This is a genomic window from Tateyamaria sp. syn59 (assembly GCF_007995245.1).
Taxonomy (GTDB): Bacteria; Pseudomonadota; Alphaproteobacteria; order Rhodobacterales; family Rhodobacteraceae; genus Tateyamaria.
Genome location: NZ_VCBA01000004.1, coordinates 253,077 through 265,298, shown reverse-complemented (window position 1 = coordinate 265,298; position 12,222 = coordinate 253,077). Strand labels below are relative to the sequence as shown.

Annotated in this window: 12 protein-coding genes; 4 read left to right on the top strand and 8 right to left on the bottom strand. The window is 61.3% G+C overall.

The genetic code is table 11. The features are described from left to right. Positions 1 to 167 precede the first annotated feature (167 nt). A complete protein-coding gene (locus FD715_RS09850) occupies positions 168 to 623 on the top strand; it encodes a hypothetical protein (protein WP_147108882.1) in 456 nt (151 codons plus the stop codon). Next, positions 616 to 1,329: an arsenical resistance protein ArsH gene (gene arsH, locus FD715_RS09845; RefSeq protein WP_255450640.1), complete on the top strand. Its 714-nt coding sequence runs from the start codon at positions 616 to 618 to the stop codon at positions 1,327 to 1,329. Before FD715_RS09850 ends, arsH begins: the two co-directional genes overlap by 8 nt. Before the next feature lie 38 nt (positions 1,330 to 1,367). Here the strand turns inward: arsH and FD715_RS09840 are convergent, their stop codons facing one another. The 3 genes from FD715_RS09840 to FD715_RS09830 form a co-directional block, all read right to left on the bottom strand. Further along, entirely contained in the window at positions 1,368 to 1,907 is a 540-nt protein-coding gene (locus tag FD715_RS09840; protein WP_223274817.1) for a GNAT family N-acetyltransferase, read from the bottom strand. Positions 1,908 to 1,930: 23 nt separating this feature from the next. Then, positions 1,931 to 2,188 carry a YjhX family toxin gene (locus tag FD715_RS09835; protein WP_147108873.1) on the bottom strand — a complete coding sequence of 86 codons (258 nt, stop codon included), beginning with the start codon at positions 2,186 to 2,188 and terminating at the stop codon, positions 1,931 to 1,933. 215 nt (positions 2,189 to 2,403) lie between these two features. After that, on the bottom strand, positions 2,404 to 3,531 hold the full coding sequence (locus FD715_RS09830) for a beta-ketoacyl-ACP synthase III (protein WP_147108870.1): 1,128 nt from the start codon (positions 3,529 to 3,531) through the stop codon (positions 2,404 to 2,406). Between the two features lie 207 nt (positions 3,532 to 3,738). On the opposite strand from FD715_RS09830, the gene otnK reads away from it, so the two are divergent. Together otnK and FD715_RS09820 are read left to right on the top strand one after the other, a co-directional pair. Next, complete coding sequence (gene otnK / locus FD715_RS09825; protein WP_147108867.1) at positions 3,739 to 4,971, top strand: 3-oxo-tetronate kinase; 1,233 nt, start codon at positions 3,739 to 3,741, stop codon at positions 4,969 to 4,971. After that, positions 4,968 to 5,618 carry an aldolase gene (locus FD715_RS09820; RefSeq protein ID WP_147108865.1) on the top strand — a complete coding sequence of 217 codons (651 nt, stop codon included), beginning with the start codon at positions 4,968 to 4,970 and terminating at the stop codon, positions 5,616 to 5,618. The genes otnK and FD715_RS09820 overlap by 4 nt, the downstream gene beginning before the upstream one ends. Positions 5,619 to 5,749: 131 nt before the next feature. Here FD715_RS09820 and FD715_RS09815 read toward each other — a convergent pair whose 3' ends face one another. The 5 genes from FD715_RS09815 to FD715_RS09795 all read right to left on the bottom strand — a co-directional run bounded on the left by FD715_RS09815 (position 5,750) and on the right by FD715_RS09795 (position 12,061). Then, on the bottom strand, positions 5,750 to 6,802 hold the full coding sequence (locus FD715_RS09815; RefSeq protein ID WP_147108862.1) for an ABC transporter ATP-binding protein: 1,053 nt from the start codon (positions 6,800 to 6,802) through the stop codon (positions 5,750 to 5,752). 3 nt (positions 6,803 to 6,805) lie between these two features. Then, entirely contained in the window at positions 6,806 to 8,059 is a 1,254-nt protein-coding gene (locus FD715_RS09810) for a hypothetical protein (RefSeq protein ID WP_370455376.1), read from the bottom strand. Positions 8,060 to 8,067: 8 nt separating this feature from the next. After that, positions 8,068 to 9,282, bottom strand: coding sequence for a carbohydrate ABC transporter permease (locus tag FD715_RS09805; RefSeq protein WP_147108859.1), 1,215 nt, complete (start codon positions 9,280 to 9,282; stop codon positions 8,068 to 8,070). A 130-nt stretch (positions 9,283 to 9,412) separates the two neighbouring features. Further along, positions 9,413 to 10,645, bottom strand: a complete 1,233-nt coding sequence (locus tag FD715_RS09800) for a carbohydrate ABC transporter permease (protein ID WP_147108856.1) — start codon at positions 10,643 to 10,645, stop codon at positions 9,413 to 9,415. Between the two features lie 69 nt (positions 10,646 to 10,714). Beyond that, positions 10,715 to 12,061, bottom strand: a complete 1,347-nt coding sequence (locus FD715_RS09795; protein WP_147108853.1) for an ABC transporter substrate-binding protein — start codon at positions 12,059 to 12,061, stop codon at positions 10,715 to 10,717. Positions 12,062 to 12,222 lie beyond the last annotated feature (161 nt).

Below are 12,222 nucleotides of genomic sequence, written 5' to 3'. Positions count from 1 at the left end.
GACCCCACCCGGACCCGGGCTTGGGGACCCGGGTACTTGTTACGTCCCGAAAACCGCTGGGACGTTTTTAGAAATGACATTTGCGGGCGAGGGGATTAATGGGAAAAGATCGACCTGTTTCCCCGCACTTAGGGGATGCGTGTCGCAAGACGTTGGGGGGTGGGTGCATGAGTGTTGGCAGTTATCTGAAGAAACACACCGAAGCGCTGGTCAAGGATGTGGGCATTGAACCCGCCTGCGCGTTGACCGGAAAATCCAAGGCGACCCTCGGGCGCTACTATTCCGACAATCCCGAACATGCCGACCGCTTTATGCCTGTCGACGCAGTTATCGCGCTGGAAGAGGCAGCGAGCTATCCGCATGTGACCGGCGCATTGGCCGAGTTGCAGGGCATTTCGCTAAGCCACGATGATCGCCGCCTGAACACCGAGCGGTCCGGAGGCGTGAATTCCGATGTCATCGCGCTGAGCCAGCGCTTTGCCATGCTGATGACCGAGTACCAGCAATCCATCGAGGACGGTGTGATCACCGTGAACGAGGCCAAGCGGTTGCTCAAGGAAACCACGTTGCTACAGCAGGTGCTGATCGACATGAAGCTGCATCTGGAAGAAGAAAGTGGCTGAGGACCTGCCCGCCCTTGTGATCGACGCGCTGCCGCAGATTGATGTGGAGGCGTTGAAGGCCCCGGACGATCCGGGCCATCCGCCGCGTATCCTGCTGCTCTACGGCTCACTGCGCGACGTCAGCTATTCCCGCCGTGCTGCGGAAGAGAGCGCGCGTATCCTGCGCCATCTGGGGTGCGAAACGCGTATGTATGACCCTTCCGGTCTGCCCTTAGTGGGTGATGCGGAGGATGACCATCCTAAGGTGGTCGAACTGCGCGAGCTGGCCACCTGGGCCGAGGGGATGGTCTGGTCCAGCCCCGAACGCCACGGCGCCATGACCGGCCTGATGAAGACACAGATCGACTGGCTGCCACTGTCGCTCAAGGGCGGCATACGACCCACGCAGGGCAAGACGCTGGCCGTTATGCAGGTGTCGGGTGGCTCGCAAAGCTTCAACGCCATCAACCAGATGCGCATTCTGGGCCGCTGGATGCGGATGGTCACGATCCCGAACCAGTCGAGCATCGCCAAGGCGTGGTTGGAGTTTCAGGACGGGCGGCTGCCTGAAGGGCCATTCTACCGCCGCGTCGTGGATGTGATGGAAGAGCTGGTGAAGTTCACGTGGATGGTGCGCGGGCGCAAGGACTACCTGGTCGACCGCTATTCCGAGCGTGTCGAAAGCGTCGAGGACGTGCACAAGCGCGTGTCACTCAAGAAAGTCTAGGCGCAGACCCAGTCTCCGGGATCTGCGGTTCTTTTGGCTCACCAATAGGCTGGATCGCTGAGGGCTGGGACACAGCGGGATGGGCCTTTGAGCGGCTCCAACGCTTTGCCCGTCAGCGATTGCCCCAGCCATCCGTGAAGGTAGGACAAAGGAGCGGGCGCTTGCGCCGTCTCTTCGGTGATTTGATTGAACCCGACCTTGGAGTAATAGGCCGGATCACCATAAGTCAGCACCACATCAACGCCCGTTTCGCGCAGCACGCCCAGACCGTGGCGCAACAGGCTTTGGCCCACGCCCTTGCGCTGGTAGTCCGGCGCCACGGCCACGGGTGACAGGATAAAGACGGTGCGAGCATCCTCGGCATAGGTCATGCGGGTGAAGATGATGGACCCGATCAGGGGCCCGCCATCCTGTGCGCATACCACGATCATGTCGCGACCGTCCACTGTCGCGAACATGTCTGTGACCAGCTTTCCGATCAACTGTCCCTCCGCCGCGCCCTCGGACGCGCTGAAGGTGTCTGTGAACAGCGCAATGATCTCGGCCTCGTGGCCGCTGTGTCGGGTTGTGAAGTCCAAAATGTGTTCCCTTCTATACCGCGTCATCGCTGGTTCAGCTCTGCGCGCACTGCCTTGATCCCGGCGTGAGACGCCCGGTAGGGCCGCCCGTTCCGGGAGTGGATGAAGCGCCGCTTCTTGAGACGTGTGAAAACCGCCATCGTGCAGTCCGACAGGACGTGGCCGTCGCGGGTGTAGCAGGTGATGTCACGTATCTTGCCGTTCTCGCCGCGCACGTAGTGGATGGCTCCACCCAGGGCGAGTTCGTGCAAAACACGCTGTTCGTGTTTTGAGATATTCAACGGAGTGCCTTGATGTCATAGGGGCAACAAAAAGGGATCACTCAGCGGTCGCGTGAGTGTCCTTCAAGTGACGTGTTCCCGATGCGTGGTGCAGGGAACGTTTTAGCCCCGGGGCTCTGACATAAAATCTCCGATGCAGCAGGCGAGTGCCTTATGCTGCATGTGACCTAAGCTGTGTGCGCACAGCGAACAAGTGGGGGACGCGCAGCTCAGCGTCAGCCGTGTCTTTCGACCAACACTGAGCCCACCGAATAGCCCGCGCCAAAGGAACAGATGATGCCCTTGTCACCGTCCCCCAGATCGTCGGAGTACTTGGAAAAGGCGATGATCGACCCGGCGGACGAGGTGTTGGCGTAGTCCTGCAGGATGTTGGGCTGCTCGCCTGGTTCCGGCGTGCGGCCCAGCACCTTTTTCCCGATAAAGTCGTTCATGGTCTTGTTGGCTTGGTGCAGCCAGAGCCGTTTAAGGTCTGCCGCCTCGACCCCTTCGTCGCCCATATGGTCGGCGATGTGCTTGCTCACCATGGGCAGCACTTCCTTGAACACCTTGCGCCCGTTCTGCATGAACTGCATGTCGCGCCGGTCTTTCATGCCATCGGGGCGGGACCGGCGCAGGTAGCCGTTGTTGTTGCGGATGTTGTTGGAAAAGGCGGTGCCGCAGCGGGTCGACTTGATCTCGAAATACGCGCCTTTGGCGTCCTCCACCCGCTCGATCAGGGTGGCTGTGGCCACGTCGCCAAAGATGAAGTGGCAGTCGCGGTCGCGCCATTCGAGGTGGGCCGAGCAAATTTCCGGGTTTACGACGAGGGCCGAGCGGATGGAGCCGGAGCGGACCATGTCGGCGGCCGCCTGAATGCCGAAGGTGGCAGAGGAACAGGCGACGTTCATGTCGAAGGCGAAGCCTTGGACGTCCAGAAGCTCTTGAATTTCGATGGCAACCGCCGGGTAGGCGCGTTCAAGGTTCGAGGCTGCACAGATCACCGCATCCACATCCGCCGCCGTCTTGCCCGCCTGCGCGAGCGCTGTCTTGGCCGCGTTCACGGCCATCTCTGCCATGATCGACGGCTCGTCATCGCTGCGTTGGCGGAGCAGGGGGTGCATGACCTTGGGATCCAACACGCCAGACTTGTCCATCACATAGCGCCGTTCGATGCCGGAGGCTTTGACGATGAACTCTTCGGACGAGTGCTCCTTCGCCGTTACCTCACCCGCCGCAATCGCATCGGCATGTTCCGCGTTGTAGAGGTCGGCATAGGCGTTGAACGCCTCGACCAGTTCGGCGTTGGAAATGGATTGCTCTGGCGTGAACACGCCCGTGCCGGTGATCGCTGGAGTGAAAGCCACGGCGCGCCCCTTTCAGGCTTGTCGATGTTTGCGCGAACCTACAGGGGTGGCACTGGTGTCTGCAAGAGGGTGCGCCGTAGCGGAACTGTCAATGTTTCAAGCCTGTAACAGCCGATGAAATGTCGAAATTTCGCGGGCGCGGGCGGCACCGCTTGCCAATCTCGGCGATGGGGTGCTTTGGTGCGCATAAAGGCAGGGAGAGCGGCGTTGAAACTAGGTTGTATTGGGGATGATTTCACCGGGTCGAGTGATCTGGCCAACACGCTCGCCAAGGAGGGGATGCGGGTGACACAATACACCGGCGTGCCCTCTGGTGAAGCCGATCCGTCGGTGGAAGCGGGCGTGGTTGCGCTGAAGTCCCGGTCAATTGATCCGGGCGAGGCTGTGTCCAAGTCATTGGAAGCGCTGGAGTGGCTGCGCGCGCAGGGCTGTACCCAGTTTTTCTTCAAGTATTGCTCGACCTTCGATTCGACGCCCGAGGGCAATATAGGTCCCGTCGCGGATGCTTTGGCAGAAGCGCTTGATGCACACCAGGTAATCGTATGCCCCGCCTTTCCCGGCACGGGGCGCTCTGTCTATCAGGGCCACCTGTTTGTGAACGATGTGCTGCTTAGCGAAAGTGGGATGCAGAACCATCCACTTACCCCCATGACCGATCCCGACCTCCGCCGGTGGCTGGGCCCGCAAACCCGGTATGAGGTAGGCCATGTGGCTGCTGCGTCTGTCTTTGCTGGAGCCGACGCGATCCGGGCCGCGTTGGAGGCCGAACATGATGCCGGGAAGCGCCATGTCGTTGTGGACGCGATCCGAGATGAGGATTTGCGTGCGATCGGTGCGGCGGCTGCGGACCTGCCACTGATCACCGGAGGGTCCGGTGTCGCGTTGGGCCTGCCCGCGAATTTCGGCTGCGCACCGGGGGCAGTGCCGTGGACGGGGCAGAGCGGTCGCGCCGTTGCACTGTCGGGGTCCTGTTCTATCGCGACACGGGCGCAAGTGGCGTATCACGCCGCACGTCACCCCGCGCGAGAGGTTGTGGCAGCGGACGTGATCGAGGGGCGGTTGACGGCAAGCGATGCGGCGGCGTGGGCCTTGGCGCAGGACGCCGTGCCGCTGCTCTATTCCTCTGCCGATCCGGATGTGGTCCGGCAGGTGCAGGACCGGTTCGGACGTGAGGTATCGGCGTCGGCGCTCGAAGGGTTCTTTGCCGACGTCGCCCGTGCTGTCCGCGACGGCGGTGCCACACGGATCATCACGGCTGGGGGTGAAACCTCCGGGGCGGTGGTCGAAGGGTTGGGCCTGGATACACTGGAGATCGGACCCGAGATTGACCCCGGTGTGCCCGCCTTGCGCGCTGGTGCCGATCTGGTGGTGGCGCTGAAATCGGGAAATTTCGGGACCGAAGACTTCTTTGAAAAAGCCGACAGGGTGCTGGCAGGATGAGCACAGAAAGCGTGTTGCGCGAACAGATTTGCCTGCTGGCCAAATCGCTCTTTGATCGCGGGCTGACGCATGGATCCACCGGCAACATCTCGGCGAGGACTGAGGATGGCGGGCTGCTCGTGTCGCCCACCGGCACCAGTTTCGGGCGGCTCGATCCGGGGCGGCTCAGCCGGTTCGATCCGCAAGGTAAGCACGTGGCGGGGGACAAACCGACCAAGGAAATGCCGCTGCACTCCGCGTTCTACGACACCCGCAGCACGGCAGGTGCGGTGGTGCACCTGCACTCCTGTCATTCCGTCGCCCTGTCGATGTTGCCGGACGCGGATGCGGACAACTTCCTGCCTCCGTTGACACCCTACGGCATCATGAAACTGGGCAAAGTGCAGCTTTTGCCCTTCTTCCTGCCCGGCGATCCGGCGATGGGAGAGGCCGTGCGCGGTCTGGCGGGCAAGCGGTCTGCGGTGATGCTGGCCAATCATGGACCCGTGGTCGCGGGCAAGGATGTTGAGGCTGCGTGTAACGCGATTGAAGAACTTGAGGATACGGCCCGGCTTGCCCTAATGACGCGCGGACTGGGCGCGCAGGGGCTGACGGCAGATCAGTTGCGCGCTGTCGTCACAAAGTTCGAAGTCGAGTGGGACGACTGATTGGGCGTCAGTCCACCGTTCTGCCATTTGCACAGGACCAGCGGTGCATATTTGAGGAACAATGAAGTCTAAGGCGACGCCCCTGTATTTCATTGTTCCTCAAATATGCAGATCTGGTCTGCAACAGGTATCTAGCTTTGGATAGTATTACCGTCCGTATCAAAGAAATGCGTGCGCTCTGCATCAAAGCTCAGGCCAACTCTATCGCCAACGCTCAAATCCGCATCACCCGAAATCCGCACGTTGATCTGCCCGGCCTCGCCGCAATCCAGAAGCACGAACGTGTCGGCGCCCAGATACTCGATCACGTCAACGGTCCCATCGCACTGCCCAGTGCCGGATGCACCAACCGAGATGTGCTCTGGCCGGATACCCATCTGCGTTGCGCCATCCGCCATCGGATACGGCCCCGTCCGTCCGCCGGGCACAGCGTAGGTGCCACCGGACGCCGAGCAGGCAAACACATTCATTTTCGGGCTGCCGATAAATTGCGCCACGAACACATTGCCGGGATGGTTGTAAAGCTCGCGTGGCGTGCCAACCTGAATAATCCGGCCCGCATCCAACACCACGATCCGGTCCGCCAGCGTCATCGCCTCAACCTGATCGTGGGTGACGTAGATCATGGTGGCTGACAGCGCCTGGTGCAGCTTGGAAATCTCGTACCGCATCTCGACCCGCAGCGCAGCATCCAGGTTCGACAGCGGCTCGTCAAACAGGAATGCGGTCGGCTCACGTACGATGGATCGGCCAATCGCCACACGCTGGCGCTGGCCGCCCGACAGATCCTTGGGGCGTCGGTCCAGATACTGATCCAGCTTCAGTGTTTCGGCCGCCGCATCGACCTTTTCCGCAATTTCCGCCTTGGGCGCGCCCGCCGTTTTCAGCGAAAACCCCATATTGTCGCGCACCGACATATGCGGATAGAGCGCGTAGGACTGGAACACCATCGACAGCCCCCGCTTGCTGGGCGGCTGGTCCGTGACATCGCTCCCATCAATGTCGAGCGACCCTCGGCTGATATCTTCCAGCCCGCCAATCATGCGCAGCAATGTCGACTTTCCGCAGCCCGACGGGCCCACGAACACGATGAACTCGCCATCGTTGATCGCCAAGTCGACGCCCTTGATGACCTGCACCTCACCGTACCACTTCTCGACGGCGTTCAGTGTAATCGCGCCCATGTTTCAGGCTCCTTGCGTGTTGGGAGAGGCCCAGGCCAGCCACACGGCCGCCGTCCAGGTGAAGGTGCCACCGCCTGCAGGCGTGCCATCGCGGGGGTCGAAGTATTCGGCAAATCCATGCTCTGCGATCAGATCGGCAGTGCTGCGCCTCAGTGCGTCCCCCTGGGGCAGGTCCATCTCGGTCAGGCCCATTCCGATCATCATGTTCATCATGCCCCAGACCGGCCCGCGCCAGTACCGTTTGCCATCGAACCGCGCATCATCGGGGCTGAGCGACGGCACGCCATATTTTGTCAGCGCGAGCACTTCCGCCAGACGGATGCGCATGTCAGGCGCATCCAGCCCTGCGTACCAGCATAGGAAAGACGCGTTAGAGACGGAGCCCGACCAGCTGCCGCCCACCACATCCCGGCTGTCATAGCACCCAAGCTGGCTGTTCCAGAGGGTTTGGGCGCCAGCTTCCAGCGTGGCCACCCACGCCTCAAGCTCGTGCACCGCTTCGCCCAGCGTCTGACCAAGGGCGATCAGGTCGCGCGTGGCGCGCAACAGGATAAAGGTCATCGTCGGATCAGCCACGCGGAATGGGGTGCCCCGAAGCATCGCCGCCTCGTCCCATCTCAGCCGCGCGCCACGCTGCACCAGCCAGATGTACCGGTCGTAATCATACTTTGTCGGCCGCATCGAACTGTCCACATGGGCGGTGTCGCGGCGCGTGTAGTCTCCTACACCTTCCGGCGTGATCGCGGCCATGGCCGCGTCCCAATCGGGGGCATTGTCGCGCCCCGCTTCCCAAGGGTGGGTGATGCAGACGGCACCCTGATCCAGCCGCCAATCCATGAACCAGCGGTGCCAGGCGACCATCTTGGGAAACAGCGCCGCCACCCGCGTACGCCCGGCTTGGGGTTCCTTATTCAAAACCAGACGGGCCATAGTCGCGGCCACCGGGGGCTGGCTGATGCCGGAGGACGGGATCGGCCCGGTGCCCTGCCAGACATCGTGGTTTGGAAAATACCCGTCATCGGGCACGTGGAACAGGATGTGCGGCACCATCCCGTTGTCCCACTGGCCGGAAAACAGCGTCTCGATCTCGTCCCACGCGCGGTCGATGTCGAACTCTGCAAATCCCACGGCGGCAAAGGCGCTGTCCCAGTTCCACTGGTAGGGGTACAGCCCCGAGGTCGGGATCGTGTAGCCGCCCTTGTCATTGCGTTTCAGGATCGCGCGTGCCTCTTCGTCGCGCATGTCTGCGGAAGTCATGTCTCGCATCATCCCTTTACCGACCCGGCGGTCAGCCCTTTCGTCATGAAGCGTTCGAGCCCTAAAAACAGGGCCATGATCGGGATCGTCGCGATCACGGCACCCGCCATCAGGTGCTGGCGCGGAATTTCAGAGGAGTTCAACATCGCGACCCCACGGGTCAGCGTGAATTTCGACGGATCGTCCAGCAGCATGAAGGCGAGCAGGAACTCGTTCCAGGCGATCATAAAGACGTAAAGCGACACCGACACCATCGCGGGCAGTGACAGGGGCAGGGTGATCTTCCAGATCACCTGCAGACGGCTGAGACCGTCCATCAGACCCGCTTCCTCAACCTCGCCCGGCAGACCGCGGAAGTAGCCCTGGAGCATATAGAGCGCCACGGGGATCGTCGTGACTGGATAGATCATCAGCAGGCCGGGGATCGTGTTGCGCAGCCCCGTCATAGAAAAGGCGATGTAGATCGGCAGCGCCAGCACGATCATCGGCACCATGTAGATCAGCAGGATCGACCGTGAGAACGCCGCCCGCCCCCGGAACCGCAGGCGCGCTATGGCATAGGCGCCGGGGACCGAGAACAGCAGCGTGATAAGTACGGTCAGCACCGAGACATAGAAGCTGGTCCAGAGGTAGCTGCCAAAATTGAACTGTCCGAACAGCTCGGAATAGCTGCGAAACAGGTCCCACCCTCGGCTCAGCTCAATCGAAAAGTCCAACGGATTGCGCAGCAGCGCCTGCTGGGACTTCAGGCTGGTCATCACCATGACGTAGAAGGGGATCAGGACAACGGCGGTGAACACGATGTACCCGAACCCGGTCAGAAACCGGATCACCGCATCCTCGAACGCATGGCGGCTCAGTGCACCGGGATGCGCCTCGACCAGCATCACTTTCAGCGGCCAGATGGTAAACACGCCAAAGGACAGCGCCGCCATCACCTGCCACAGCACGGGCATGCCCTCACCAAACAGGATTGGCGACAGCGGCGTGAACATCAGCGCAACACAGAGCAGAACAAACCCACCGATTACCAGCCGCGCGTCGCGCACGTAGATTGCCGCCAATCCGCCACCGATCCCAAGGATCAGACACCCAAGGGATCCGGGGCGAAACCCAAGACCCGAGGCGAAAGACAGGGTGACGGATACTGTGATCGCCATGACAAAGGCCCAAAACAACCCGATCACTGCCCCGGTCACAGCACCTTGACGCAGAAGGTTCATGCCATGCCCCCTTCTTCTCTTTGAAAAATACGGTGGGGTGAGGCCGCAGGCCGAGGGGCAAAGCCCCTGCGCGCGCAGCGCGCTCCCCCGCCCGCCGCAGGCGTACCACAAACTTGTTTTGTGGTTCCGATCACAGCCCTTCCTCCCGGCTGATGTATTTGAAGAAGAAAAAGCTGAAGAGCAGAAGCGTGGCAAAGATCACCACGGCCACGGCAGCACCTGCGCCTATGTTGGAAATGGCAAAGGCCTGTTCGTACACGTTCACGGTCAGCGTCCGCGTGCCCGCATTGCCCCCCGTCAGCAGGAAAATGTCGTCGAACTTGTTGAAGGTCCAGATAAAGCGCAACAGGAACAGGACCGACAGGATGCCCAAGAGCATCGGCAGCGACAGGTACCAGAACTTCTGGAAAGGCGACGCGCCATCCATATCCGCAGCCTCGTACATGTCCGTGTCGATGGACTGCATCCGCGCCAGGATGAACAGGAAAGACAGTGGGAAATACCGCCAGATCTCGAACACCGTGACCATGATCAGGGCCAGGGGCCGTTGGCCAAAGAAATTGATTGGGCTGTCGGTCACACCCATCTGGATCAGGAGCGCGTTCAAGGACCCGGAAAACGGATCCAGAAGCGTCACCCAGGTAAACGCAACCGCGATGATCGGCGAAACATAAGGAAACAGATAAAGCCCCCGCAACACGCCCTTGCCCCGAAACGACTTGTTGAGCAGCAGCGCCGCAAACAGCCCCACGACCAGCGCGCCAATCGTGCCGAACACCGTGTAGAATGTGGTCGCCCACAGCACGGACCAGAACTCATCCCCGTCAAAGATGCGTGCGAAATTATCGAGCGTGAACTCGGTATTGGTCAGGATGTTGTTGCCCGACCCAAAGCCCGCGGGCTCAGTCCTCTCGACAATCTCCTCCAGCGCATCGGGGTCACCGTCCAGCGTGACAGGAATGCGAATACGCTCGTTGAACCCGCCCTCGACATCGCCAAACGTGCACCGCAACAACCCACCGTCCACGGAACAAGGCTCCGGCAATGCCCCCAACGTCACACCATCATGCAGCGTATCGGTGAACCCCATCCCGACAATCTCTTTCTGCTGGGACGAATTGCGCACGCGGTACTCGATCACCATCTCGCCCGACCGCTCGCGCAGGCTCTCGCGGATCACCGGGGCCACGGGGCGCAGGTCAGCGAGGCCCACAGGCTTGAAGCTGATCCAGAAGATCGCCAGCAGCGGCAGGACGATCACCAGGCTCACGATGGTGATCGTGGGCAGCAGCAGTGACCAGGCCAACCGTGCCTCGCGGCGCTCAAGCGCACCACGGGTGGTCGGTGGGGTAGGGACCGTCATGGGATGTCTCGCGATTGCGGGGGAAGAGAGAGGGCAGGCGCAGCCGCCCTCTCGATGACCGCGGAGGGCCTAGTTGATCGCCGACAGCTCGCTGTTCATCGCGGCCACGGCACCGGCGGCATCGACCTCACCGTCGATATATTGACGCACAATCCGGTTGATCGCCTGACTGTTGATCATCTTCGACGCCAACGCAAGCTGCCCTTCGGCCACACCCCAGCGCTGCGCGACCTTCAGACCACCCACGATCTCGTCCAGCATTTCGGCGGCATACAGGTCCTTCATGGGCGCCTTGCGGTCCACACCCACAGGGATCTCCGACCACGCAGCCGAGAACTTGCCCGGCTCATCCGCCGTGCCCGTCCGCACCGGGAACTTGCCCTCCGCCGCAATTGACAGCGTCTGCATGTAGCCGTCATTCATCGAAAACTCGACAAAGGCTTGGGCCACTTCGGTGTCTGCATCCGTCGTGATGCCGAAGTAGCGCACGTCACCCCATGCGGCCCCGTCCGGATTCGATGGCCCGGCAAAGTTGGTCACAATACCGGTTTTCGCCGCCAGTTCCTTGGTCGTCGGGTCATCGTTGATCGTAGGCGCAGCACTGTCGCGCAGACCCGCCAACTCATCGAGGATAAAGGGCGACCAGATGATCATCGCCGCATCGCCCGCAAAATAGATCTCTCGCGACTGCTTCCAGTACAACTCCCCGGGGGGCGAGGCTTCGGCAATCGCTTTGTAGAACTCCAGCACCTCGGTCGTCGCTGCCACATCCAGCTCCTGGAACCCACCGTCACCGACCGGGCTCACACCATTGGCCAGGAACACGTGCTCCAGCACCTGGGACATGAAGTTCTCATCGACTTTGGTCGCGGCGACAAACCCGTACATCTCCGGCGGATTGTGCAGAGCCTCAAGCGCGGCCTGAACATTTGCAAAGGTGTTCGGTGGCTCCAGCCCGTTCTCTTCGAACAGATCGGCACGATATACGACCATCTGCGTCCAGCCATCGACCGGTACGGATGCGATGTCGCCATCAAAATCCGCCATCGCCAAAGGACCGGCCGCGAACGTGTCGCGACCCAGCGCGTCAACAACTTCTGTCGCGGCTTCGGTGTCGAGGATCCCTGCTTCGGCCCAGGGTAGCGCATACTGAAGCGAATGGTAGATCACGTCGGGCAGGTCACCTGCCGCAAAGGCGGCGGTGGTGCGCGTGCCCAAATCCGTCTCGGACACCGGGATTACTTCGACCGCGTTGCCCGTGGCCTTTTCAAACTGCGCCGCCATCTCCTGCTGCTTGGCCAGGCGCTCGGGCTGTTCTTCGGTCGTCCAGAAACGGATGTCTTCTGCCATCGCGGCACTTGCGCCCAGCACCAGCGCCATGGCCGTGCCGGTCATCAGACCCTTGGTTGCATACATGTGGTGTCCTCCCATGAAACGTCTTTTTGATCCGGTCGCTTGCGCAGCACCCGAACGGAACCTGCCATAAATGGTCGCAGATTAGTGCAACGATGCAACAAAAAATTTCGCTGCGGTGCATCGCATAAAGTATGAGGAAAATCAGATTTTTGCCGCGCTGC